This window comes from Acinetobacter piscicola, assembly GCF_015218165.1.
GTDB classification, from domain to species: Bacteria; Pseudomonadota; Gammaproteobacteria; order Pseudomonadales; family Moraxellaceae; genus Acinetobacter; species Acinetobacter piscicola_A.
Window position 1 is genome coordinate 2042841 of record NZ_CP048659.1, and the last position, 25441, is coordinate 2068281.

A 25441-nucleotide genomic window follows, 5' to 3' on the forward strand; every position below is an offset into this window, starting at 1 on the left:
CTTAGGGTCTTATATTTCAAATACTTAAAAAAAGTGATGATTTTAACATCACTGTTCAAAAACTTCTTTTAAGTCTTTCGGCATCCCTTGAGCAGACTTAAATTCACCTTTACTGTCTTTCCAAATCACCGCAGGCGTTGCAAAGAAACCATATTTATCCATGAGTTCCTGATTAGCATCAATTTTTTTGGCAATTTCAGCAGGAATATTTTGCATTGGTTTTAAGGATTGATCACCTGATTTTAAATTGAGTTGGCTAAAAACTTGCTCAGGATTTTTCGATGTTAATAAAGTTGCTACTTGCCCACGACTTTCTTTGCGGATCACAGCCACTTGAATGTGACGTAATTGAACTTTTCCTGAATTTACCCAAGGACGTGCCTTTTGCCAAAACTGATGACAATAAGGACAATTCGGGTCAGAAAAAACATAAACAATACGTGGTGCATCTTTCTTACCATCTTGAATATACGTTGATTTTTCCAATGACTGCCATACATCATCTAAAACAGCGCCTTTGACATGCTTTTCTAATGCTTCGACAGATAAATTTTCCCCTTTGGCATTATATAAATCTCCCACGATATAATATTTTTGATCATTTGAAATGAATACTGTCGCAGGATATTGATCTCTATGTCCTGCCCAACCTGTCATATTTGTAGGTGCAGGAATTTCCTTCACAAATTCAAAGCCTTCATTTGCAATTTGTTGCTGCAATGGCGTGAGCGCAAAACTTGTACTTGCACTACCAAATACACATAAAGTTAAAGCAATTTTTTGTGATAAATAACGAATATTTTGCATAATTTCTACCTATTTTAAATGATCAGAATTCGAAATTTTCTTTAAATACTGTTGCAGCATGGCAGGACTCAGTTCGCCCATATGACGATCCATCAATTGTCCTTGTGAGTTAAAAAATAGTGTACTTGGCAAACCAAACATCTTCATTTCTTTGGCAAGTTGACCTTGCGAATCCATCAAAACATATTGAAAAGAAAAATGATGTTTATTTAAATATTGCTGAATTGTCACCACATTTTCACCTTGATTCAGCATGACAAAATTGACATTTTTAAATTGAGTTTGCGCTTGTGCCAAAACAGGCATCTCACGATGACATGGTGGACACCAACTCGCCCAAAGATTGACAACAGTCGGCTTACCTATAAATTGTTTTAACGGAATTTGTTGCTGTTCAAGGCTATAAAATTGCATTTTAGGGTAAAAACGGTGTGGCTTCTGCCACTGTTTTAAGCCCAAACTGAACGCACAAATTAAAGTGAAAATAGTCACAAAAATGACTTTATTTTCAAGTTTAAATGCACGATTTTTCCATAAAAACCACACAATACCTACAATTACACCACCATATAAATGGAAGCCTTTGTCTTGAACCTTAAGCATGTCGATGGGAGATGCCAAATACACCTCTAGATTGAACAACACAAAAACCAATCGTGCTGCAATCAGCCCCACCCACAGTGTCGTCCATAAAGAATCAGAAAAAGTCTGCCAAGTTTCAGCCGACCAGTGTTGTTTCTTCTGTAAAATTTTGCCAACAATGTAGACCAAAATTAAACCTAAGAGTACCAACAGCAGTGGAAATGGCAACATAAAAGGGCCTAAATGAATGGCTTCAGCAGAAATCATTGCGTATTCTCTTGCTTTAACTGAACAAGTTTTTGCAAAAATTGTGGTGCTGTAAATGTGCCTGTTAAACGTAAATCACGCATTTCTTGCTGCTGTGCATTAAGGAAAATCATGGTCGGTGGACCCAAAATTTGCCATTTTTTCAACAACGCATCTTGTGAAGCTTCAGGATGAGTTAAATCCAATTTAATCCGTACCACATCTTGCACAGCAGCTTGTACATCTGCACGAGGAAAAACTTCTTTTTCAATCGGTTGGCATGCCACACACCAATCTGCATAAACATCTATAATGATGGATTTTTGTGTATTTTGTGCCAATACTTGTTCAAGTTGCTGTGCATTGCTCACTTTGATCCAAGGATGTAATTGCGCTAATTTTTCCGCAGCATTCATTTGTTGAAGTGCTTGACGTGTTTGCCAAATTCCTGCACTGGCTGTTGCTAAAGCAATCACTAGCACCAAGATTTTATAGGGTAATTGAACAACATGACGGATGATCGCAAACAGATAAATCGTCATCGCAAACAGTAAAATTGCCAGTAAAACAAAGTAGATCATGGACGGTAATAAAGGACGTGCAAAGTAAACTGCCATCAACAACATGACAAAACCAAAGCTAAACTTTAAACGATCCATCCATAATCCAGGCTTAGGTAAATATTTCGAACCAAATACACTCGCAACAAACAATGGAATACCAATACCTAAGCCTAGTAAGAACAGATAAAAGCCCCCCCAGACAGGCTGTTCAAGATGCGAAACATACAATAATGCCCCAGCCAAAGGCGCACTCATACATGGACCCACGATCAGTGCGGAAATTGCGCCCATCATACCTGCACCGACTAAGGTTCCGCCCTTTTGACGTTGTTGTAACTGATCTAAACGTTGTAACAGTCCACGCGGTAAAGAAATTTGATACAGCCCAAATAAATTTAATGCAAAAACTACAAATAAAATCGCAAAAACACTGATAAATATTGGATTTTGAAACCAACGCTGAATACCGAAACCGAGCTGTGAGACCACCACTCCCATCAAGCCATAGACCAAAGCCATACAGATCACAAAGGTTGAGGCAATCGCTGCCGCTTTGTACCCCTTACTACGCTGTACTAAAATGCCTGATAAAATAGGAATCAATGGTAAAGAACACGGCAGAAATGCCAGTAAAATTCCTAATGCTAAAAACAATAAAATATTTAAGAAAATATTTTGCTGATTCAATAGTTTTAAGAAAAATTGATCGTTGTTTAACTCATTTTGCAGTGATTCATTTTGTTGCTCAGGTATTGGTGTTGCTGCATTGCTCGATGTTGCTTGAATCGTTTGTACTTGGCTTGCAGATGAGTCATCTTCTTGCACAAGTGTTGTTTCAGGAGGGATATTTTTTGTTTTATCTAATTCAGCTGTTTGTTCTTTGATCGGCACAGCATCGTCTGCAACTGTATTCTTTAGTAAGCGATTATTTTCACTGGTATTATTTTCTAACAACGGCGCAGATGGATTTATACCCACTTTGGCTAATTTTTGTTGTGGCAATAAACCCGATGCATCCGTTTGAATTGTTGTATGTTGCAAAGGATAACATAACCCATCCTCCGAACAGCCTTGCCATTGCACACGATATTCTTGATTAGGCTTAACATTAAGGGTTGTTGTCACTTGATGATAATGCACATTGGTTTTACCAAAGGTGGGGTCATCTTTTTCTTTTCCCTGTGGTAATTTCAGTGCAAGCTCTTTTTGCGCTACACTGACTTTAAATTGGTCATGATATAAATAATAATGTGGTGCAACTTGCCAATTCAGTTCAGCTTGTTGTTGTGAAATCGAGTGCGCCTGAAATTTAAACGCTTGATCTGGGGGTAAAAAATCCTCATTCGCAAAAATAGCTGTCGAAGCTAAGCTCAGTACGACACCTGTTAAGGTTTTGATAAACATATCTATCAATCTAAATAATGTGACTGAATGCATTATCATCGAAAATGGGTTAAGAGAACATTAAGACTTGTTTTTCTTTGTAAAATCTAGGGTCTATAGGCATTTTATCTACATAAAAAGGAACCTTCATGTTTGTTGTCTTGGTCGAGGATGATCCATTTATTGCACAAAGTATTGTTGCGGCATTGGATTATTTAAATATTTCAATTGAACATGTCAGTACTGCTCAAGCAGCAGACTATTTTATTCGTAAAACTGCGGTAGATTTATGTTTATTGGATTTGGGTTTACCCGACCAAGACGGTCTTGAGTTATTGTCAAATTGGCGTACAGATCAATTGCATGTCCCCGTTCTTGTCCTCACCGCACGTAATCAAACTCAACAATGTGTTGAAGCATTAAATGCAGGTGCCGATGATTACTTGACCAAGCCTTTTGATTTAACCGAGCTAATTGCGCGTATTCATGCATTAACACGGCGTCATCGTGGTTATTCATCAAATGTTTTAAGTATTGCGGATTTAGAAATTAATCAAGATACACAGCAAGCTTACTATCAACAACAAGTTTTGAGTCTATCACGTCGAGAATATAGCCTACTTGAAACTTTTATGCTCTACCCAAATCAGGTATTAAAAACAGAACAATTAATTGATAAAACTTATGGCTTCCAAGACAGCATTGAAAGTAATGCCATTAATGTACATATCCATCATTTAAGACAAAAAACCCATCCCGATTTGATTCAGACCGTGCGTGGTGTGGGCTATATTTTAAAAGTACCGACTGAACAATGAGAAGCAAAGCCATGAAAAGTTATAGCTTAAAATGGCGTTTAGTGTCGACCTTATTAATGGTGTTTATTTTACTTTGGTCGCTGGTTTTTTGCTGGTTATACTATGATTTACAAAAACAATTACAACTGACCTTAGATGAACGTCTGTCAGCATCTGCACACATGGTTGCCCGTTTAATTCGTCATTTACCTGTGCATGATTTACCCAATGTTTTAGAATCTGTAAATGCTGAAAATGCCAATCCCAACTTAATTGCATGTGAAGTTTCATTTTTTAGTTCACATATTTCGACAGCGCAAAAAGTGATTGCACGCACCCAAGATGCACCAGATAACCTGAGTAACCAAAGTTCAGGCTTTAGCACATGGACACATCATGGCACTGAATGGCGCAGTTATACATTGAAAAAGGGACAGATTCAGGTTGTTTCTGCTGAAAAATTACAATTACGCTCGACGCTATTAGCTCAAATCTTAAAGTCCGTGCTCATTCCTTTAATTTTTACCTTAATTTTATGTGTTTTTCTAATTTTATGGATTATCCGTGTGGAATTTCAGCCTTTAGATCAAATTGCACAACATGTCACGCAAAAAAAGCAAAGTTTATCTGAAGCAGCAAGTTATTTATCGGCATTAAAAACTCAAAATATTCCCACTGAAATACAGCCTTTTGTCGACAGTCTGATTGAACTGATTCACAATTTACACGAAAGTTTAGAAAATGAAAAAAGTTTTAGCGCTTTTGCAGCCCATGAGCTACGTAGTCCTTTAACATCGATCAAAACCAACGTGCAATTGAGTCTCTTGATGCTGCAACAATCTGGTCAACAGCAGTCTAAACTTGCACAAAATTTACAACAGGCTGATCATAGTATTCAACGTTATCAACAGCTCTTAGAACAATTACTGTTACTGAGTAAGACTGAATTACATCCTACACAATCGCACGAAAACACGCTGATTGCAGACATACTTAAACAGGTCATTCAAGAATTAAGCCTAAAATATGCGCTTGAAAGCACCTATTTACACATCCAATGGAACACACTGACAAGCTTACAATTGCCTGCCTCTAGCTTGCATATTATCTTAAAAAATTTGCTTGAAAATATTTATTTACATGCCCAATCCTATACTGTGATTGATATTTACATGCAGAATAATCACTTGATTATTCAAGATAATGGTATCGGTTTAAATGATACAGAACTACAACTCTTAACCAAACGTTTTTGGCGTAAATCTGCACAAAATACAGGTTATGGCTTAGGCTTAGCTTTAGTCAATGTGCTTTTAAATAAAAACGGCTATGCCATCCATTTTCAACATCATCAACCTCATGGCTTAAAAGTCATGATTTCAAAAATTGAAAATTAAGATGTCATATTTTGGCAGTATCGTCAGCAGATCATAAACAAAATAATTGCAGATGAATAATTGATCAAAAATATAATTTATAACTATATTTTAAATACTTAAATTAAAAATAAATCCACAAATTCTGTGGATATATCTTGGGATAAGATTTAAATTTTATCATTGATGACGGCATTTGCCATTTTCAAGTATAAAATTTTAAGCCCAAATTACCAAAATTGCAGCAATGACCACTAAAAAAAGTCCTATATGCTCCTTTTTGGCTAATTTTTCTTTAAAGAAATACACTGAAATCAACAGGCTAAATAAGATTTCAATCTGTCCCAATGTTTTCACAATTGCGACAGATTGCATGCTCATCGCCGTAAACCACCCCAAAGAAGCTAAAAAACTACAGACACTCACTTTAAATGTGAGTCCAATTTTTTGCCACATCGCAAGCAATGTTTTTCGACTAAAGACAATCAAAAACAACAACATAGACAAACACTGAAAACCAATAATACTGAGCAATACCCATGCTGCCCGATGTAAGTATGGCAAATTCGTCAACTCCAAACTGGCTTCACGAACGAGCAATGAAGTAATGGCAAAACACAATCCACTGCCTATACCTATGGTCAAAGTTTGTAATGAAATCGCTTGTTTTTGTTTGCCATTACTCAGTAAAAATACAGCAATTCCCCCCAACATAACACCAAACCAGCCCAATACAGTTAACTTTTCATGTAAAACTGCTACAGCAATCATCGCTGCTAAAATGGCTTCGCTTTTGGCTAAACCAACCCCAATCGCATAATTTTTTTGCTTAAATAACCTTACCATCAATGCAGTGGCAGCAATTTGGCTCATACCTGCAATGATGACATATAGCCAATAACGAGAGGTAAATTCAACGTGTGTGCTTAGAGGTTGTTGTAGATATAAAATAAAAATATAGACAATCGCAAACGGTAAACCAAAAATAAAACGTGCTAAAGTCACGCCATAGACATCAACCGTGAGGCTCAATTGCTTTTGAAAAGCATTGCGCCATGCCTGCATAAAGGCAGCCATAACTGTAAAAAAAATCCAAAATGATGTCATAAGCGGTAACTTTAAACATAAAATTCAAAACAGGCTTGAATATACACCTTTCAATTTAAAAAATATGATTTTACAGTTAAATTTTCGGTGGTGTTTCAAAAAGTATGCTGAAACAAAGCAGGTTGAATTTTGATAAAATAGAGAAATGCGAATAACTCTAGAAATCAAATGTCCAACCTGCCTCAGTGACAGTATAAAGAAAAATGGCATCAAAGTAGATGGGAAACAAAACTATCAGTGCAAAGACTGTAAACGTCAGTTTATTGGTGACCATGCTCTGAGCTATCTAGGATGTCATTCAGGCATTACTCGAAAAATATTACAGTTGATGGTCAGAGGTAGTGGTATACGAGATATCGCTGAAGTTGAGCGAATCAGTATCGGTAAAGTTTTACGTACTTTAACCGAATCGACCTACCAAATTCAGCCTAAACAAAGTCATTATGAGTCTCTTGAAGTTGATGAGTTTTGGACTTTTGTGGGAAATAAAAATAATAAACAATGGCTTATTTACGCCTACCATCGAGAAACAGGTGAGATTGTTGCTTATGTTTGGGGTAAAAGAGACTTAGCTACAGTTCAACGATTGAAGGCAAAGCTTAAACAATTAGGTATTCACTACACCCGAATTGCAAGTGATCATTGGGACAGTTTCATAACTGCTTTTAAAAACTGCAAGCAAAGTATTGGTAAATTTTTTACTGTAGGTATTGAAGGTAATAATTGCAAAATAAGGCATCGAATTAGGCGCGGTTTTAGAAGGAGTTGTAATTTTTCAAAAAAGATTGAAAACCATTTTAAAGCTTTCGACTTAACCTTTTTTTACATCAATAATGGCTTCATTTAATGTCAGCATACTTTTTGAAACACCACCAAAATTTTCTTTATTTTCCAAGCATTAAAATTTTTCGTATTTTCCTATCACATGGTCAGTTTATTTTGCTTGGTTTAGTTTTTACCAAACATTCAAATAAACCATTTAAAAGCCGTTTTCAATCTTAAAATCCGTCCTCTAATTAAATCAAAAAACACTATACTATGCACATCCACTTCTGACCCTAAAACAGCCTATTTCCTAGGCAAAGCAGTCTTGTCATGTCAAAAAATCTTGCTACGCTTCTTGGCTTTAGTGCTATTTTGCTTTGGTCTTCTTTGGTTGGATTATTAAAAAAACTGAGTAGTCTATTAGGTGCCGATTATGCTGTGACCCTGATGTATAGTTTAAGTGCGGTCATCTTATTACTGATATTTAGAATTCCAAATTTAAGAGTCATTCCCAAAAAATATTTGATTTGTGCATCTTTATTATTCTTAGTCTACGAGTTGTGCTTTTCTTATGCGATTGCACTGGCGCAAACGCCACAGCAAGCCATTGAAATTAGTTTGGTGAATTATTTATGGCCAAGCCTCACCGTAGTCATGCTGATCATTTTTAAAGAATTAAAATTTAGCCTTTTTGTGGTACTGGGCTTAATGGTGAGTATGAGTGGCATCATCTTGATTCAAACAGGCAATAACCAATTTTCGTTATCTCTACTCATCTCGCATTTCATGTCAAATCCATTAAGTTATATTTTAGCTTTCATCGGCGCGACTTTATGGGCAATTTATTGTGTAATCACCCGAAAATATAGCCAAGGACATAATCCTATTTCCTTGTATTTCATCATGATCACTGTAGTTTTATGGACAAAATTACTCATGGCACATCCATTTGAGACATTGCCAAGTCTTGATCTAACAGTGCTTCCCTATTTATTTGCTGTTGGTTTTGCAACTGCTTTGGGCTATGCGGCATGGAATATTGGTATTATCAAAGGAAATATCACGTTTTTGGTCACACTTTCTTATTTTAGCCCTATTTTTTCAACTTTATTTTCCATGCTTATTTTACAAACAGCATTATCCATCGAATTTTGGCACGGTGTATGTCTCGTTACCTTAGGTTCACTGATCTGTTGGATTTCAACGAGTTGGGAACACATTAAACCACGGATTCAACGCTTTAAAATGCAATTCTAATTTTGCCAACATGGTATATCGTACAGTAGAACAATATTCAGTATAAATGACATGTAGATATAACAGATACGCTTTATTTGACTCATCTGTTATATTTTTTTAGTACAGTTCTGTTTCTAGTGATTTGTTTTCATCTTTTTCATACTATATTTATAGATTGAAATGAGATCACACCGATGAAGCAAGATCATGATTCAAAAAAAGTACCACAATACGCAGACAGCTCTATTTCAGATAAAGTATTTAAGCGTATGATTATTTGGTTTTTTATTTACTGCGCATTATTTTGTATCGGTGTTATTTTGACAGTCGGTGCAGACCATGCATATTTAAATTAATATTTTGAGAATTTATGTATAAAGCTGACCAGTTAGCACAACATCTTCGACAGCTCATTGAAAATGGCACGTTAAAACCCAACGAAAAACTGCCGTCCTTACGGGATCAGGTACAACGTTCGGGTTTTAGCTTAATGACCGTGATGAATGCTTATCAAGCCTTAGAAGCACAAGGGTTAATTTATTCAAAAGCAAAATCTGGTTATTTTGTGAATGATTATTTAAATGAAAAATCACAAAATTCTCAAACTATTGTCTCAATCAATCATCAAATTGAAATTAACTCTCTGATTTTTAAATATCTGAAATCAATTCAACCTTCGACCAATTTAGGTTTAGGTTCAGCATTTCCATCATCAGAATTGGTCTATTCACAAAAATTAACCCAAATTATGGGGCAACTTTCTCGCGCTAAACAGAGTTATTTGCGTGTTGATAGTTTTCCTCCAGGCAATATTGAGCTGAGAAATATCATTGCACAGCGCTATAGCCTGCATGGCATTGCGACTCAAGCCGATGATTTGGTCATTACGTCAGGTTGTTTGGAGGCACTCAATTTGGCGCTGGCTGCCGTTGCACAAGCCGGTGACTATATTGTTTTACAAGAAACGATATTTTACGGCGCTTGGCAAGCCGCTGAAAGATTGGGATTAAAAGTCATTACGGTGCCTGAACACCCTCGTCTGGGCATTGATTTAGATGCATTTGAACATATTTTAAAAAACTACCCGATTAAAGTATGTTGGTTAATGCTCAATAGTCATAACCCGATCGGGTTTACTGCAAACAATGAAACCAAGCAAAAAATTGCTGAACTTTTACACCAATATCAAGTGTATTTGATCGAAGATGATGTCTATGAAGAATTGTATTTTGGTCAAAAAAAGCCACTTTCAGTCAAACATTTTGATCAGCATAATTGGGTTTTACATTGTTCTTCTTTTTCTAAAACTTTGGGGACTAACTTTCGAGTAGGTTGGGTACATGCAGGTAAATTTTCAAATAAAATTCAACACTTACAACTCATGAGCACCATTTCAACCAATTCACTTCTACAAAATGCCTTAGTTGAGTTTTTACAACATCACCATTATGAAAAACATTTGCGTCAACTAAGACGCAACCTAGAACGAAATAAGAAACAAATGTTTCATTACCTTGAAAAAAACTTACCTGAGCAATGTCAAATTTTTTCCTATGCGAGCGGATTTTTCCTTTGGATCAAACTCCCTATTTTTGTGAATAGCATGGATATTTATCACGATCTTATTCAACAAAATATAGATGTCACACCCAGCCAACTGTTTAATATGTTGAGTTCTCAGCAACATTATTTGCGTTTAAATTGTTCTTTTACATGGACAACAGACATTCAGCATGGTTTAGATTGTTTAATTGAGCGTATCCAAGATAAAATTCAATAGATTAAAAATCACAAAATCATGGATACACAAGAGATAAATCTAAATCCTAGAATATTCTAGGATTTAAAATAATTGAAGGGAATTTTCAAGTAACGGATTCCGTTACTTTCGGCTTTAGGAAAATGCCCTGCCACCATATTGATTTGAATCGCAGGTAAGATCAGCTTGGGCATACTTAAGGTTGCATCACGTTGTTCACGCATCTGCACAAAATCTGCTTTTTCAATGCCAATATGCACATGAATATTCTTTAATTTCTGTGCTTTCACCGTACTCTGACATTGATATTCTGTACGTGTTTTAGGCAAATAATCATGACATAAAAATATACGGAAATGTTCAGGTAATGCAAATATTTTCTGTATGGAATCATAAAGTTGTGATGCACTTCCTTTAGGAAAATCACAACGTGCTGTACCATAGTCATGCATAAATAATGTATCACCAACAAATACACAATCTTCAATCACATAGCTTAAACATGCAGGTGTGTGTCCGGGGGTGGCAATGCTATAAGCCTCTAATTGCCCAATTTTAAATTTCTCGCCTGCTTCAAATAAATAATCAAAAGCAACATTAAAATGTGCAGTATTTTCAAAATGATAAATGTCAGCAAAAGTTTTCTGTACTTCACTGATTTTTTCACTCATTGCAACTTGCCCACCTAATTTTTCTTTTAAATATTGCGAGGCAGTCAGATGATCGGCATGTACATGGGTCTCTAAAATCCATTGAACTTTCAAATCATTGGCTTGAACGTAAGCAATAATGAAATCTGCATGTGTAGTAGTGGTACTCGCTGAAGCTGAGTCATAATCTAGAACACTGTCGATGATGGCACATTGTGAAGTGATGGGATCAGAAACAACATAGCTGAAAGTATTTGTATTTTCATCAAAGAAATCTTGTATCACAATGTTTTGCATATTATTTTGCTCCATCAAATTTACGATACAACCACACACCAAAGAACATCGCGGCAATGAAATAAATGGCTTGATAATACCCTAAACCAATTAAAGTAAATGCGGGTGCTGGACAAATTCCTGCAATTCCCCAACCTGTACCAAAAATCAATGCGCCAATACATAAACGTTTATCAATTTGTGTTGATGTTGGCAATTCAATTTTTTCATGAAAGAGCGTTACAGGTTTACGGATCGCTTTTTGAAATGGAATAAATGCCACACAAATTGCACCAATCATGACAAACATGAGGCTTGCATTCCATTCACCGAACAAGTCTAAAAAGCTCAGCACATTTTCGGGGTTTGCCATGCCTGACCACATTAAACCAATAGAAAATAAGCTACCAAAAATAAAAGCGAGAATATTTTTCATGTTTATAGCCCCAGTAAATGACGCATGACGTAGACGGTGATGAAACCTGCGAGCATAAATAGACTCGTTGCAACCATAGAACGCGTAGACAGACGACTCATACCGCAAATCCCATGCCCACTGGTACATCCAGAGCCTAAGCGTGTCCCAAAACCAACCAAAACACCTGCAACAATCATGGCTAAGGGTGATGCGTCGATTTGAATCTCAGGACTAAAAAATAGACCATACACAAAAGGCGTCACAAATAAACCCAATAAGAACCATGTTGCAGGACGTTGAAAAAAGCCTTTTTTATTGAAAAGCTGTCCAATTAAGCCACTGATTCCAGCAATTCTACCGTTGACATATAAATAGCCAACCACAGCAATACCTAACAGCGCACCGCCAAGCAAGGCATTTAAATAGGGATGCATACTTGATCACTCAATAAACATTATATGTTTTTATAATATATTATTATTATATCTATTCAACCCTTGATTTGTAATTTTATAGTTATTGAATGACAAAAAATTGAAACTTGAGGTGTTTTAATGCATAAAAATCTAAACATATGTATTATTTTCCTTAAAATTTATCAATAAAATCATAGAATAGATACAAAAATCATCGTCTGTTATAGTTTTTTAATGTATTTCTATATCTTTTATTTTGAGTAGAATCGGCCACAATAAGTGATCAACTTTTCAAGGCTGGTTGCTATGGATTTTTTGAGAAAACATAATACAGCAAGTTTTGTATTTTTTATTATTACGGCATATTCATTGCTTGGCTTCGCACTGGGCTATATTATTTGGGAATTTATTCTTTCCAAATAAGTAAAGTAAGCATGACATTGTCCTGAATAAAATAACGTAATTGAATCTTATACATCGTGTCAATTACGTTTATTTTATAGGTTTATGTGTCTATTTTAACGTCCAATGCTTTTACATTCGCTCGAACCTTCTAAACAAATTTGTGCAAAGCCAAGTTGTCCATAATTTGTGAGCGGTGTCGAATTTGTCTGATTTGGCTCAGTCGTTGATGCAGGACGAGTATCAATATTCACACCTGAAAGATTGAGCAAGTCTGAAGCTAAAGTGCGTCCTAAACGCTGATAACCTGACGCTGAAAAATGTACGCCGTCTGCACGTCCTAAACCTTGATTAATCCAAGATTTCATTGAGCAACTTCCCCCCATCGCTTTTTGCCAATCCCAATACAAAGTATGCATCGACTGAGCGACTTGCAACTGCATACTTTGTACGGCGCTTAATTTGATCGGTCGACTACCACATTCACCTGCTGTACGTTTTAAACTTTCAGGTGCAGACACAATCATGACGGCTGTTTGTGGTGAACTTGCTCTAATCTTTTGAATTTTATCCACTAAAATAGAACGTGCTTGTTCAACATCCAGATTATCATTATAGGCTTCGTTGGTGCCGTATGCCAAAATCACTAAATTTGGTGCAACGGCTGTCAGCTCATTTTGCCAATCATTACTCCAACGGTTCCAATAAGACAACTCAGCACCATTGATCCCCAATGCAGACACAACAGCACCTGAACCATTTTGGTTCTTTGCCCACCATCCGCCTAAAGCTGAATTTTGAGTATTTTGTGCTGTAATGGTAAACGGTAGTTTGGCGGTAAAAGTAACGGTTTGCCAATGGTTATTTTTAACAGGTGCTTCGAGGGTAAATGTTTTTCCGTCTGCATCTATCCCTGTAAATGGCATATCATTTGCTGCTTGACGAATACTGACTAAAATTTTTTGAACTTGCTCAACCTGCTTAGCTTTGATGGTGAGTGTTGCACCTGCATATTGAGGTACAGCATTTAAACCACCTAAAGTATAATTATCATTGCGCTGGGTGCGGCTTGAAACAGGTCGCCAACCTGAATTGTCATAACCAAATCGTGCCATACGTTGACCTGAGAAATACATCGGCATACCCCAGCCCATGCCACCATCACCTAAAGCATTTTGTAATTGTTGACGTAAAACATGCGTCATTTCATCTGCGGCAGTATGTGAATCACCCAATTGCACAACATGCACATCACGATTTTGTATCGCTGCATTTAACTTGGCCGTATTGGGTTCATTAAAATTGCTTAAATTGCTTGCAAAACTTTGTCCAATCGCAAGCGTTGCTAAAATACTGACATTTAAAACTTTTTTAATCATTGTCATGAATGTACCTAAACCGAATTTCTAATTAAATATCGACTACTGAATGACGTTTAAATGCTGACTGATCACATTGGCAATCGCTTTTTGTCCTTCTGCAGAGAAATGAATCCCGTCCGCACTGCGCATTTTGATGGATTGACCATCTTTGACCAAATAATCACTATAAACATTGTTCTTATTACCCAAAATAGGGCGAGAATCTATGAAGAATGCTTTGCTTTTTTGTACCTGATCTGCAACCACTTGATTTAAGTAGATCATCTGCTCATTTAATTGTGGTTTACGCATGTTTGGTGGGGTTAACCACATGACACGTACATTATGTTGCTGAGCCGTATCAATAATTTCCTTAATTCGTGAACGATAGACCGCTTCCCATTCAGGCGATTTAAATTTTAAATATGTTCCGCCTTTCGGGTTGGGCATATCCCAAGGGTCATTCGGTCCTAAAAAAACCACTAAAATTTTAATTTCAGGATGACTTGCAATGGTTTCTTGAATGGTTTTTGGCCAATCAAAAAAGCTTGGATAAGATAAACCTGTACTTTGTTTACTCAAATTCACGGTTTTAATGTCATAATTTTCCAGTAAATACTTTTGTACAAACGGTGCAACCCCTTGCATTAAAGAATCTCCTGCAAAAAATACTTGATCATTTTTTGTTAAACTAAATTGATTGAGTAAATTTTGATGCTCACGCGCAGCCGCTTCTTTGGCTAAACGGATTTTTTCCTGTTTGGCTTTTTCAGCCAATTGCTGTTTATATTCTGTGGTATACGCATAATCATGGTTAAATGTGTCAACAATATATTGATTATGCTGCTGAATTGAATTTTTTACAGCATTATGTTCAGCATAGAACAAAGTGCCTAGTTCTCCCCCTTTTTGCCACATTGGGTATTTATCCAAAACCTTGAGGGGACTGTCTTGATGATAGGTCTGTTGATAATAGGCATTCACTGAATTTTGCATCATCCAAATACCTAAAACAGCAGTGACCACTAAAAATACAACCGTATACAGCACACCTTGCCAATGATCATTTTCAATATGATCCTGTGTTGTTGCGTGATCGTAGTCAAAATTTAAGCGTGTCATTTCGCTTGGATTAGAAGTTGGCATAAATAAATCCTGGAATGCCTGATGGGGCACAAATCACAATGACAATAAAAACAATGAGTAAAGGCACAAATAGAGCATATTTCGGTAAGACTTCAAAACGCATTCTTTGCGTTGAAAACAAACGCTTCACAAATGGATAGGCAATCCAAGAAATGGTCAATAAAGTCAGTAAATACAAAGGATTATTCGACCATTGTACATTAACATAATTGGTGAATAAGGCTTGAAATACTTGCATTGCTTCTTCAAAAGTTTTTGCTCGGAAAAATACAAAACAAAAACAGACAAAATGAATAGTGACAAATACACCTAAAACCTTACCGATCCAACTCGATTTGTAGAGTGCATCACGGGCTTCTTTCGCTGAAACTTTAAAAGTTTTTTCATAGAGTTTATCGGCAACATTAAGCAGTACTAAAGCCAAACCGTGAAATAATCCCCATAAGAAAAAATTCCAACCTGAGCCATGCCATACACCTGAAAGTACCATCGCTAGAAGTAAATTAAACTGCGTACGTACAAAACCGCCACGGCTACCACCCAATGGAATATAGATATAATCACGAATCCATGTTGACAGGCTGATATGCCATTTGTCCCAAAAATCACGGATATTGTGTGCAAGCAAAGGTGCTCTAAAGTTAACAGGGAGTTTAAAACCGAGCAGTAGACCAAAAGCGATCATCATTTCACTATAGCCAGAAAAGTCTAAAAATAGCTGTAAGGTATAACCATAAATCGCCGCAAGTACTTCTAAACTATGATATTGCATCGGATTTGCAAAGACAGGATTGACCCAATTGTCTGCCAACCACCCTGCAATCCACCATTTTTTAACCAATGCCAATGCGATGAATAAAAAAGCTAAACTTGGAAATAAAATATGACGACGCTGCGATGAACGAATTTGTTCACTCATCCCGCAAGCATGTCCTTGAATATCTGTTAAGCCTTTGGCACTTTGTGCACGAGCAATGGGCCCTGCCGTAATGGTCGCAAAAAATGAAAAGTGCATGAATAATTCGTTCAATTTAAAACGAGGTACATCCACTTCTTCACGATAACGGCTGACTAAATAACTGATGGCTTGAAATGAATAATATGAAATCCCTAAAGGTAGAATCAGGTTTGCCACCAAACCTGAGCTGTCTAAGTTTAAATGATTCAATGCAAAGCTGATTTGTGCTTTAAAAAAGTCATAAAACTTAAATAAAGATAATTGAGCAATGGTCAGCAAAATACCAATCAATAATAATGTCTTTTTATGTTGTGCATAGCGCTCCATCAAAACGCTTATTAGAAAAACAGCACAGGTAAATCCAAATAAAATGAAGACAGGTAATTCACCTGCCATCAGATAGATCACTGTGTAGCTAAACAGAATCAAAATCAAATTTTGTATTTTCGGACTAAAACGAAATGACCAATAAATACAAAAAAAAGCAATGAAAAACAGACAAAACTCGATGGACAAAAACGAAAACATTTCAGCTACTGCACTGCGATAACGACGCAAATATAGCACTTGCGTTACAATTTTAAAACAAAAATAAAATTATTATTATCAATATTTTAAATTTATTTAATCGAACTGTTAGACAAAATATGTGGATTTTGTACATTTTATATACAAAACATTTTAGCGCATTAAAATTTAATCAAATTTAAGTGCACACACAGCATGATGCTGTTCAGCCTTTAATCTATTTTTAGAATTGCATTTTGGAAAATTTCGACGCACAATAAATTAGAGTAATTACTCTAATTTTAAGAAAAGGAATAAAAATGCTTGGTGATCGTGCATGGATGACCTTAACGCAAGGCAAATTAAACTTTAAAGACAAAATCACGTTGCTAAAAAAATTTATGCTTCCTGCAACATTCAATTTTGCAAAATCTCAATTTAATGTGACATCGACTTCACATCATTTAACACGACAAGAGATTAAAATTCCTGACACCGCGATTGTTAAAGACGCTCTCTTTGAATTAGAACAGACCCATTGCCAAGCAACCATTTTACATTCTTGGCGTTGTTATTTTTGGGGTGTCGCAATTGCGCAGAGTAAACAATGGCAATTTGATGATGAAATTTTTTTAATTGCAAGTTTACTGCATGATGTTGCTTTGGCAGATCCAAAAACTGAATATCAAAGTTGCCAATGCTTTACTTTTGAAAGTGCCTTACGTTCAGAAAGCATTTGCCATCGGCATGATTATCCTGCCCATAAAAGTCAAAAAATTTCAGATGCAATCTGTTTACATATGAATGGCTATTTGGATGAAAAAGACCATCGTTTGGCAAAAGAAAGTTTACTTTTACAACAAGCCACTGCCTATGATGCGATTGGTAGCGAAGCCCAATACATTTCTCACCACTATCAAACAGAAATTTTAAAGCATTATCCTCGAACACAGTTCAAAACACGTTTTCAAGATTTAATGCTACAAGAAGCTCAACGCCATCCACATGCCAGACCGGCATTCATGAATGCGTTCGGGCTAAAATTAATGATTCAATTCAATCATCAATTAAAATAAGGCAATACCTAGATGAATAGAACTACTTTACAAAAACAACTGATATTTCCACAAAGCGATAAAATTTTAGTGGATATTTATCAAGTTGCTCAGCAACAGCATGTCATTATTGTGTTACCTGCCATTGGTGTTGCTATTCAAAAATATGAACCACTGATTCAACATTTAATTGAACAAGGCTTTAATGTCATTGCAGCGGACTATCCCGGATGTGGACGTAATACCCCATCCGTTTCTGCAACATTTGATTTTGGTTATGCGGATTTATTGGGGTATTTCATTCCACAATTAGTCAACATTGCACAAGAATTATCACCACAAACGCCCATCCTATTAGGACATAGCTTAGGTGGACATTTAGCAACACTCTATGCTCAGCATCATACCGTTAAAGTCATTGGTATTGCCACAGGTAATATTGGTTTAAAATATTGGGATTACAAAGGCAAATTGAATATTTTAAAAGCTGCAGCAATTTTTAATGCCATGATTTTAAAAGATGGGTATTTGGCAGGTTATAAAATTGGCTTTGGAAATAAAGAAGCAAAAACATTAATGCATGATTGGTCTAAAGTGATTTTTACTGGAAATTATCGCCATATTTTACCAAAAGAATCTCTATCGAAAAATCCAGCATTATTTATCCAATTCAAACAAGATGATTTTGCCCCAATGTCTTCGACACTCGGACTAAGTCGCTATTTTTACACGCCCAAAGTGCAACAGTTAGACTTAACACAGAGTTTAAAAGGTCATCAACATAGTGTTTGGCTCAAACAACCCAAAGTTGTTGTTGAGTTGATTAGATCGTTTATACGGGACTAAATCCATAAAATATAAATATGACATAAGTCCATACCATAAGCATTGCGATGGACATGATGAACAGCATTGCTTTACGCTGCCATTGAAATGTAGCTGCCAATTGAATTCGTTGTCGTTTTTGAGCATTTTCGACTTGTGTTTTATCAAACTTTATAAAAAATACAAAGCCTGCCAATAATATGATGCCTGCACTGTAAAATACAGCTGTCCATACCAAATCATATTTGGCTTGCAATAAATGCCGTGAATTTTCGTATGGTTTTATTGGTAGATCGACTTGGACTAATTGGTTATGCTCATCTAAATATTGAAATTGTTTTAATTCATATTCTCTCGTATGCTGAGGTGTCTGCGCAAAATAACGCTCATAAAAACTGACGTTTTGAATTTTATATTGCGGATGATCAAATTCATTGCAAATGTCTTGAGATAATTTAACACACTGTAATTCATAAATTTGCTTTCCATTAATAGAAAAATAAAGTCGCCTCCGATCTCCTTTCCAATCATTTTCTACATATTGTAACTGTTGCGGAATATGGTAATGAACCAAACGATATTCCCCAAAGGCAATATTTTGATAATGTTCAGCATTTGAAATTAACTTCATACCCATAAATACATTGAGCATGAAAAAGTAGAACAAGATTGCATGGAATGTTCTATTTTTATCTTTACTATAAGTCATAATTTTTTAATTTTGCAGTTTCTCAATAATTTGAAATTTAAAAATTTTAAAAATGAATTTTATCACGATGCTGATCGACAATATTTAACCACGCACGTGTTGCTGGGCTCATGGTGACAGAGGTATTCCATGCCATACTGAGTGTCCAATTTAAATTTGGCTGTGTCAAAAGCACGGTTTGATAATGTGTTTGATCTAACTGATCACAATAGATTTGAGGTAAAAGTGCAATACCCATATCAAACTCAACCATTTTTGAAATAAAGTCCCATTGTCCACTTTTACATACCACATGTGGTTCAAAGCCAACGCTTTGTGCTGCTGCGATAATCACATTATTTAAGGTAAAAGAGTCGGCATAGAGTAAAAAAGATTCCTCTTTTAGTTCAATTAGATCGACATTTTTACGATTTTTCCATTTAGCGTTTTTCGCTGACAATAAGCATAAAGGCGAGTCCAAAACAGGAATCGCTGAAAAGTTTGGTCTTAGATTTCCGAGTAAAATCCCAACATCAACTGTTTTTTCTGCAATCGCTTCCTCTACGCCGTTTGCACCTACTTCTAAAAATTTGAGTTCAATCTCTGGATATTGTTGATGAAATAATGCAATTAATGGACTGAATAAGACTGAACCTAAAGGCGGTAAGCCAAGGGTGAGTTTGCCTTTTTTTAAATGATGTACATGTTGAATCGTGTCATAAATTTTTTGTTGTTCTTGCAAAATTGTGACAGCATGTTGATAAATTAATTCACCTGTATAGGTTAAATACACCTCACGTTTACGCCCTGCTTCACCCTTTTTAAATAATGCAGTCTGTAATTCATATTCTAAATGTGCGATTGCCTTACTGATTGTAGGTTGGGTCATACATAACTTCTCTGCTGCTAGTGAAAAGCTTTGTACATCTACAACTGTCCGAAAAATTTTTAAGCTTTTTAAATCCATAAATTATTCCTTTTTAAGAATAATATTAATTTAATTATTCATAATTTAACATAAAAGTGCATAATAAAATAAGACATCTGTTCGCAACAAGCCGCATATTATGTCGCATTCACGCCATTTATTTTCTAAGCTGAATTTCTCTGCAAAGTTCAGTTTTATCGGCATAGTCTTTTTACAAATTCTTTTACTACTGGTCTTCTTCGCAATGGGTGGCGTGATCAAAAACGCTTTCAATCTCCCTATTTCAGCCGCTGTTATTGGTTTAATGCTTGTACTGCTCTGTTTATTCAGCGGTATTTTAAAATTAAACTGGATTAAGACAGGTTCTGACATGATTTTGGCAGAATTAGTGCTCTTCTTTATTCCTTGTTTCATCGGGCTGATGAAATACAAAGATTTATTTTTGACTGAAGGTTGGCAACTGCTGATCGCCGTGTTTATCGGAACAATTTGTGTCATGGTCTGTACAGCGTATAGCGTACATTTTGGTTTTAAACTTGAGCATAAAATTAAGCAACGGCGATTAGAGCATCAGAACAAATGGCAACATGATCAGGAGAAGCATAAATGTCTTTAATTTCCATGGTCTGTTTTGTTGGAACATTACTTGCCTACATTTTAGCCAAAAAACTGTATCGTAAATTACCTTACTTGGTTTTTTCACCTGCAATCCTTGTGCCTGTGATGATTATCCTGATTTTACTGTGTTCTCATACCACATATGAAACTTATATGCTGGACAGTCAATGGATCGTATGGATGCTCGGACCTGCCACAGTGGCTTTTGCGATTCCTATTTATGAATATCGCAAAGTGATCTACCAACATATTTTATCTATTTCAATGGGGGTGATCTTTGGCATGTTCGCAGGGATGCTGAGTGCATTTTATTTGGCAAAATTATTTCGCTTTGATCAGATGACCACGTATAGCTTAATGGCACGTTCAATCTCTACGCCTTTTGCGATGGAACTGGCGGAACATATTGGTGGCTCGGTGGAATTGGTGATTTTATTTACCATTATTACAGGACTGGTCGGAATGTGTTTTGGTGATGTGATTTTAAGAATGATTCACTTAAAATCGCACTTTGCCATGGGTGCATCTTTAGGCAATGCAGCACATGGTTTTGGCACAAGCAAAGCCTATATGCGTCATCAACAAGAAGGTGTGATTGCAAGTTTGACCATGGTACTTGCTGGTATTTTCATGGTCATTGTAGGGCCTTATTTGGTACAAATGATTTTAGTGTTTGCAGGTTGACCGGGAAAATTGAAATGACCAATCATCTACTATTTGGTTGATGTTTGGTATTTCATTAAATACAAAGCATCAAAATGTCCAATAAAAAGTTTACCAATCTCTATGTGATAGATCCTATAAAGATTTAAAATGCTGTGGACGTTCTTCTTCTATTTTTCACACAAATTTATAAGATTAAAAATAAAAACTTAAAATCACAAAACACAACAAAGTGGCTGTTTCTAAAATTTCAATGCTTGCCCCGACAGTATCTCCCGTAATCCCTGCAATACGTTGTATAAATTTATGCCGTAAATAATATAAACTTAATAGAAATACAAAACTGCTGACAAGACCAAGCCATGAAAAAACCAAAGGAAAACTTAAACACACCACAATAAGCAAAACAGCCGTTTTTTGCGGAATAAATTCTGCCAATGCCGAACCCAAACCATTTTTTCTCACATAAGGCGTGGTCAGAAATAAAATCAGAGGTGCAATACGTCCAAGGACTGGAAATATAAGTAAAGCGAGTAACATTTTTTCTTGGAGTAACACATAAATTGCAGACCACTTCAACAAACAAATCATCACTAAACTTAAAACGCCAATCGGGCCACAATTTGGATCTTTCATAATGGCTAAAGTACGTGCTTGATCACCAAAACCACCGACCCAGGCATCAGCAGTATCCGCCAAACCGTCTAAATGCAATCCGCCTGTCAACCAAATCCATGTACACAACACGATAGAAGTCAATAAAATGATTGGTAAGCTTTGAAATAATATCGCTATCGCCCATAAAATAGCACCAATTAATAAACCCACAACGGGATAAAACAACAATGATTGTCCATTTTGCTGTGGGCTGGGCATCGCTTTTAACTGAATAGGAAAGGTTGTTAAAAACTGCAATGCAATTAAAAAAGGGGTCATGTTAAAGTTCTTTACTGTTTAAAGTATCTGATAAATAAAGTATTGAGTTTTGTTCAATATCGATTTCAAAGCGATGCAATGTGCCCAATTCAGCCGACAACGTTAAAATTTCATCTAAGTTTTTTTGTGCTGCAAGACATTTTAATAATTTAATGACTCCACCGTGTGTAACCAATAAAACTCGTTGCCAATGCTGTTGCTGCATTGCATGTTGTATATTTTTCAATGCTGTGCAAATTCTTAAATAAAACTGCTGCATTGTTTCTGCATTGGGCGGTGTATATTGCGTTGGGCTTTGCCAAAATAAACTCAATTCATTTGGAAAATTTTCATAAATCCATTGTGTTGATTTTGCTTCCCAATCTCCAAAATGCATTTCTTGTAAATTCGGTTCGATTCGTAAGCTTTTGCCGTACTGTGCACTTAATTGTTCAGCAAATAACTGACAACGCTGTAATGGCGAACTATAAATTGCCTGCCACGGAACGCCGTGTGAAGATTGATCTAAAAAATCCTGAACTGTCGTCTGCATTTGCAATTGTCCCTGTTCAGTTAAGGCATCATCGGTCGAACCTCTGAGCGTATGACTCAATGTGGTTTCACCATGCCGAAGTAAATCAATCTCCACGATCATTGCATCATCCTACAAATTCAACATAAACTTAATCGGAAGCTTAAATTTTTTCACCGATGACGGCAGCTTCTGCAAAAGTTGCCATATTATTATGTAAACTACAGGCAAGTTTAATAATTCCCAAAGATGCACCGGCCCCGCTGCCTTCACCTAAACGTAAATTTAATTTCAATAAAGGTTCAGCATTGAGTTCTTGCAATAAACGTTGATGCCCATATTCTGCCGATTGATGCCCAAATAACATCCATTGACGTACATCAGGGTTTAAACGCACGGCGATTAAAGCCGAAACACTACTAATAAAACCATCGACCACCACAGGTAAACCGACTTGTGCACAACGAATATAAGCACCTGTCATCGCAGCGATTTCTAAGCCACCCACCGCACAAAGTGCCTTAAACACATCACCATTCACATCCTTTTTATGGAGTTCAAGCGCTTGATGAATGATATTTTTCTTATGTTCTAATTGTTCTGCACGAATACCTGTGCCGACACCTGTTAACTTCTCAGGCGATTCATTTAATAAAAAACATGCAACCGCAGACGCCGAACAAGTATTTCCAATGCCCATTTCACCTGCGACATAAATTGAAGCATTTTGTGTAAATGCTTGGTCAACACTATCTTTCCCGAGTTGCATCGCTGCGTGGCATTGTGCTTCAGTCATCGCAACTGTTTTGGCAAAGTTTGCAGTACCTTCAGCGATACAATGTCGTTCAACACCTTGGTACTCGTAGCTTTCGCCTACAGAGCCACAGTCAATGACTTGTAGTTTTGCATTATATTCTTTTGCAATCACGCTAATACATGCGCCACCTGTAGCGAAATTTTGTAACATTTGTCGTGTCACAGCTTGTGGATATGCAGAGATATTTTCTTCCATTACCCCATGATCACCTGCAAAAATACAGATCCAAGGAAAATCCACATTGGGTTTAGCTTGACCTTGTAAACTCGCCAATTGCACAGCAATATTTTCTAAGGTAGAAAGTGAACCTGTGGGTTTAGTCAATTGTAATTGACGTTGTTCCGCCTCTTGTTTCTTTTCAATATTTGGGCTTTTACATGCATCTAACCACCAATTCATTCTTTCTCTCCTTTCAAATACATTGGAAAACCTGCGACACAAAAAATCACTTGATCGGCAATTTTTCCGAGTTGTTGATGTAAACGACCTGATTCATCCACAAATTTACGGCTCACTTCACCCATCGGCACGACACCAAGCCCTGTTTCATTACTGACTAAAATAATGTGTGCCTGTAAAGTGGGTAATATTTTTAGTAACTTTTCACATTCTTGTATTTGTAATTCAGCAAGATGCACATCCTGTGAATTTTCATCTTGGTTTAACAACAAATTGGTCATCCATAACGTTAAACAATCCACTAAAATTACCTGCTCGGGCTGATCTATTTTTTCTAATAAATCTGCCAAATAAATGGGTTCTTCCAGCACAGTCCAATCCGTTGGTCGCTGATTTTGATGATGCTCAATTCGTGATTGCATTTCTGCATCCCATGCCTGCGCTGTTGCAATATAAGTCACATCCAAAGCAAAGGATTGAGCCAATTGTTCTGCCAAACGACTTTTGCCTGAACGTGCACCACCTAAAATAAGTCGAATCATAGTTGACCTAAATGTATTTGTTGATGGGCATATAACTGCCCTTGGATCATTTTGGCTTTGTAGTAACCAAATGTTAAATGCTCGATGTGAATTTCAAAATGCTTTTGATGAATCTTTTCAATTGTTTGAAAGATCTCTGAGGAATGATAGGCTTGGTTGTAAAGTCCTAAAGTAATATGTGGTAGATATTGTAAAGGTGCTATTTCGTGCTGAGTTTTTGAAAATAAATCTCTAAATTTGCTTAGGCTATTTTCAAAATCAAAAATTTCAATAAATAAGGCACTATCAAAACTTTGCAGATTTCCCGTCAATATCTTAAAACTTTGAAATTGTTGTTGAATGATGTATTGCACCTGTTGTTTAAATTGCGCAATTGAAAAATCATCATTTAAAATAGGTTGTTTTTCCGTTAAAAATCCACAAACAAATAAGGTAATATGGAACTGACGAATATTAGGTTGAAATAAAAAATTTGAAAAATATTTTCTTAGGCTATTTAGATATTCTAATAAAGTCGGCTCTGTAATTTCGATATACCATAACGCATAATCTTCCCTGCCCTGATGCCATTCGGCATAGTCATGGGAAAGTGTAGGAATGACATAGGATAAAGGTTGTAGCAGCACGATGATTTTTACATAAATGAATAATGCTATTAGAACATAAATTTAAATAATTACTACGCATCATCATTGAGTAAT

28 protein-coding genes are annotated in these 25441 nt (G+C 36.2%); 11 read left to right on the plus strand and 17 right to left on the minus strand.

Annotated features, from left to right (window positions below; genetic code table 11):
- Nucleotides 1-48: 48 nt before the first annotated feature.
- Genes dsbG through dsbD form a run of 3 tightly spaced genes read right to left on the minus strand, consistent with a single transcriptional unit; the run spans nucleotide 49 to nucleotide 3602 of the window.
- Entirely contained in the window at nucleotides 49-807 is a 759-nt protein-coding gene (dsbG, locus tag G0028_RS10005; protein ID WP_130073472.1) for a thiol:disulfide interchange protein DsbG, read from the minus strand.
- A gap of 9 nt (nucleotides 808-816) precedes the next feature.
- Nucleotides 817-1656: a TlpA disulfide reductase family protein gene (locus G0028_RS10010; RefSeq protein ID WP_180046789.1), complete on the minus strand. Its 840-nt coding sequence runs from the start codon at nucleotides 1654-1656 to the stop codon at nucleotides 817-819.
- Nucleotides 1653-3602, minus strand: coding sequence for a protein-disulfide reductase DsbD (gene dsbD, locus G0028_RS10015; RefSeq protein WP_180046791.1), 1950 nt, complete (start codon nucleotides 3600-3602; stop codon nucleotides 1653-1655). The genes G0028_RS10010 and dsbD overlap by 4 nt, the downstream gene beginning before the upstream one ends.
- A 128-nt stretch (nucleotides 3603-3730) precedes the next feature.
- On the opposite strand from dsbD, the gene G0028_RS10020 reads away from it, so the two are divergent.
- Together G0028_RS10020 and G0028_RS10025 are read left to right on the plus strand one after the other, a co-directional pair.
- On the plus strand, nucleotides 3731-4399 hold the full coding sequence (locus G0028_RS10020; protein WP_130073469.1) for a response regulator transcription factor: 669 nt from the start codon (nucleotides 3731-3733) through the stop codon (nucleotides 4397-4399).
- Nucleotides 4400-4410: 11 nt separating this feature from the next.
- Nucleotides 4411-5775: an ATP-binding protein gene (locus G0028_RS10025; protein ID WP_180046792.1), complete on the plus strand. Its 1365-nt coding sequence runs from the start codon at nucleotides 4411-4413 to the stop codon at nucleotides 5773-5775.
- Between the two features lie 198 nt (nucleotides 5776-5973).
- Here G0028_RS10025 and G0028_RS10030 read toward each other — a convergent pair whose 3' ends face one another.
- A complete protein-coding gene (locus tag G0028_RS10030) occupies nucleotides 5974-6861 on the minus strand; it encodes a DMT family transporter (RefSeq protein ID WP_130073467.1) in 888 nt (295 codons plus the stop codon).
- A 145-nt stretch (nucleotides 6862-7006) separates the two neighbouring features.
- On the opposite strand from G0028_RS10030, the gene G0028_RS10035 reads away from it, so the two are divergent.
- From G0028_RS10035 to G0028_RS10050, 4 genes are all read left to right on the plus strand, one after another.
- Entirely contained in the window at nucleotides 7007-7708 is a 702-nt protein-coding gene (locus G0028_RS10035) for an IS1-like element ISPa14 family transposase (protein ID WP_015586042.1), read from the plus strand.
- A gap of 248 nt (nucleotides 7709-7956) precedes the next feature.
- On the plus strand, nucleotides 7957-8883 hold the full coding sequence (gene yddG, locus G0028_RS10040) for an aromatic amino acid DMT transporter YddG (RefSeq protein WP_180046382.1): 927 nt from the start codon (nucleotides 7957-7959) through the stop codon (nucleotides 8881-8883).
- Nucleotides 8884-9059: 176 nt separating this feature from the next.
- Nucleotides 9060-9221, plus strand: coding sequence for a hypothetical protein (locus G0028_RS10045; RefSeq protein ID WP_165353049.1), 162 nt, complete (start codon nucleotides 9060-9062; stop codon nucleotides 9219-9221).
- A gap of 14 nt (nucleotides 9222-9235) precedes the next feature.
- Nucleotides 9236-10645 carry a PLP-dependent aminotransferase family protein gene (locus G0028_RS10050; RefSeq protein WP_180046380.1) on the plus strand — a complete coding sequence of 470 codons (1410 nt, stop codon included), beginning with the start codon at nucleotides 9236-9238 and terminating at the stop codon, nucleotides 10643-10645.
- A 56-nt stretch (nucleotides 10646-10701) separates the two neighbouring features.
- Here G0028_RS10050 and G0028_RS10055 read toward each other — a convergent pair whose 3' ends face one another.
- The 3 genes from G0028_RS10055 to G0028_RS10065 are packed head-to-tail and all read right to left on the minus strand — an operon-like array spanning nucleotide 10702 to nucleotide 12402.
- Nucleotides 10702-11571, minus strand: a complete 870-nt coding sequence (locus G0028_RS10055; protein WP_174492590.1) for an MBL fold metallo-hydrolase — start codon at nucleotides 11569-11571, stop codon at nucleotides 10702-10704.
- Between the two features lies 1 nt (nucleotide 11572).
- Nucleotides 11573-11986, minus strand: a complete 414-nt coding sequence (locus G0028_RS10060; protein WP_130073463.1) for a DUF6691 family protein — start codon at nucleotides 11984-11986, stop codon at nucleotides 11573-11575.
- 2 nt (nucleotides 11987-11988) lie between these two features.
- Nucleotides 11989-12402 carry a YeeE/YedE family protein gene (locus G0028_RS10065; RefSeq protein WP_130073462.1) on the minus strand — a complete coding sequence of 138 codons (414 nt, stop codon included), beginning with the start codon at nucleotides 12400-12402 and terminating at the stop codon, nucleotides 11989-11991.
- Between the two features lie 288 nt (nucleotides 12403-12690).
- On the opposite strand from G0028_RS10065, the gene G0028_RS21360 reads away from it, so the two are divergent.
- Nucleotides 12691-12807, plus strand: coding sequence for a hypothetical protein (locus tag G0028_RS21360; RefSeq protein ID WP_372403037.1), 117 nt, complete (start codon nucleotides 12691-12693; stop codon nucleotides 12805-12807).
- Nucleotides 12808-12902: 95 nt separating this feature from the next.
- Here the strand turns inward: G0028_RS21360 and G0028_RS10070 are convergent, their stop codons facing one another.
- The 3 genes from G0028_RS10070 to G0028_RS10080 are packed head-to-tail and all read right to left on the minus strand — an operon-like array spanning nucleotide 12903 to nucleotide 16647.
- Nucleotides 12903-14171, minus strand: coding sequence for a GDSL-type esterase/lipase family protein (locus G0028_RS10070; protein WP_180046378.1), 1269 nt, complete (start codon nucleotides 14169-14171; stop codon nucleotides 12903-12905).
- A gap of 36 nt (nucleotides 14172-14207) precedes the next feature.
- Nucleotides 14208-15293 (minus strand): DUF459 domain-containing protein, encoded by a 1086-nt coding sequence (locus tag G0028_RS10075; RefSeq protein WP_130073460.1) that lies wholly within the window; start codon nucleotides 15291-15293, stop codon nucleotides 14208-14210.
- Entirely contained in the window at nucleotides 15280-16647 is a 1368-nt protein-coding gene (locus tag G0028_RS10080; RefSeq protein WP_306669459.1) for an MBOAT family O-acyltransferase, read from the minus strand. The genes G0028_RS10075 and G0028_RS10080 overlap by 14 nt, the downstream gene beginning before the upstream one ends.
- Before the next feature lie 431 nt (nucleotides 16648-17078).
- Between G0028_RS10080 and G0028_RS10085 the strand changes: the two genes are divergently transcribed.
- Together G0028_RS10085 and G0028_RS10090 are read left to right on the plus strand one after the other, a co-directional pair.
- Complete coding sequence (locus tag G0028_RS10085; RefSeq protein ID WP_180046376.1) at nucleotides 17079-17834, plus strand: hypothetical protein; 756 nt, start codon at nucleotides 17079-17081, stop codon at nucleotides 17832-17834.
- A 12-nt stretch (nucleotides 17835-17846) separates the two neighbouring features.
- Complete coding sequence (locus G0028_RS10090; RefSeq protein ID WP_180046374.1) at nucleotides 17847-18659, plus strand: alpha/beta fold hydrolase; 813 nt, start codon at nucleotides 17847-17849, stop codon at nucleotides 18657-18659.
- Here the strand turns inward: G0028_RS10090 and G0028_RS10095 are convergent.
- Nucleotides 18646-19347: a hypothetical protein gene (locus G0028_RS10095; RefSeq protein ID WP_227554714.1), complete on the minus strand. Its 702-nt coding sequence runs from the start codon at nucleotides 19345-19347 to the stop codon at nucleotides 18646-18648. The two genes, G0028_RS10090 and G0028_RS10095, sit on opposite strands and share 14 nt — an antisense overlap.
- Nucleotides 19348-19393: 46 nt before the next feature.
- Entirely contained in the window at nucleotides 19394-20293 is a 900-nt protein-coding gene (locus tag G0028_RS10100) for a LysR family transcriptional regulator (protein ID WP_180046370.1), read from the minus strand.
- A gap of 100 nt (nucleotides 20294-20393) precedes the next feature.
- On the opposite strand from G0028_RS10100, the gene G0028_RS10105 reads away from it, so the two are divergent.
- Both G0028_RS10105 and G0028_RS10110 read left to right on the plus strand, forming a co-directional pair.
- Nucleotides 20394-20870 carry a CidA/LrgA family protein gene (locus G0028_RS10105; RefSeq protein ID WP_130073455.1) on the plus strand — a complete coding sequence of 159 codons (477 nt, stop codon included), beginning with the start codon at nucleotides 20394-20396 and terminating at the stop codon, nucleotides 20868-20870.
- Nucleotides 20861-21556: an LrgB family protein gene (locus tag G0028_RS10110; protein ID WP_174492583.1), complete on the plus strand. Its 696-nt coding sequence runs from the start codon at nucleotides 20861-20863 to the stop codon at nucleotides 21554-21556. Before G0028_RS10105 ends, G0028_RS10110 begins: the two co-directional genes overlap by 10 nt.
- Before the next feature lie 174 nt (nucleotides 21557-21730).
- On the opposite strand, the gene G0028_RS10115 is transcribed toward G0028_RS10110, so the two are convergent.
- From G0028_RS10115 to G0028_RS10135, 5 genes are read right to left on the minus strand one after another with little or no spacing between them, the layout of a single operon-like run.
- Nucleotides 21731-22471 carry an adenosylcobinamide-GDP ribazoletransferase gene (locus tag G0028_RS10115; protein WP_180046369.1) on the minus strand — a complete coding sequence of 247 codons (741 nt, stop codon included), beginning with the start codon at nucleotides 22469-22471 and terminating at the stop codon, nucleotides 21731-21733.
- A 1-nt stretch (nucleotide 22472) separates the two neighbouring features.
- Nucleotides 22473-23099, minus strand: a complete 627-nt coding sequence (locus G0028_RS10120; protein WP_130073627.1) for a histidine phosphatase family protein — start codon at nucleotides 23097-23099, stop codon at nucleotides 22473-22475.
- 46 nt (nucleotides 23100-23145) lie between these two features.
- A complete protein-coding gene (gene cobT, locus G0028_RS10125) occupies nucleotides 23146-24198 on the minus strand; it encodes a nicotinate-nucleotide--dimethylbenzimidazole phosphoribosyltransferase (protein ID WP_130073452.1) in 1053 nt (350 codons plus the stop codon).
- Entirely contained in the window at nucleotides 24195-24740 is a 546-nt protein-coding gene (cobU, locus tag G0028_RS10130) for a bifunctional adenosylcobinamide kinase/adenosylcobinamide-phosphate guanylyltransferase (RefSeq protein ID WP_130073451.1), read from the minus strand. Before cobU ends, cobT begins: the two co-directional genes overlap by 4 nt.
- Complete coding sequence (locus tag G0028_RS10135) at nucleotides 24737-25366, minus strand: 2'-5' RNA ligase family protein (RefSeq protein WP_180046367.1); 630 nt, start codon at nucleotides 25364-25366, stop codon at nucleotides 24737-24739. The genes cobU and G0028_RS10135 overlap by 4 nt, the downstream gene beginning before the upstream one ends.
- Between the last annotated feature and the right edge of the window lie 75 nt (nucleotides 25367-25441).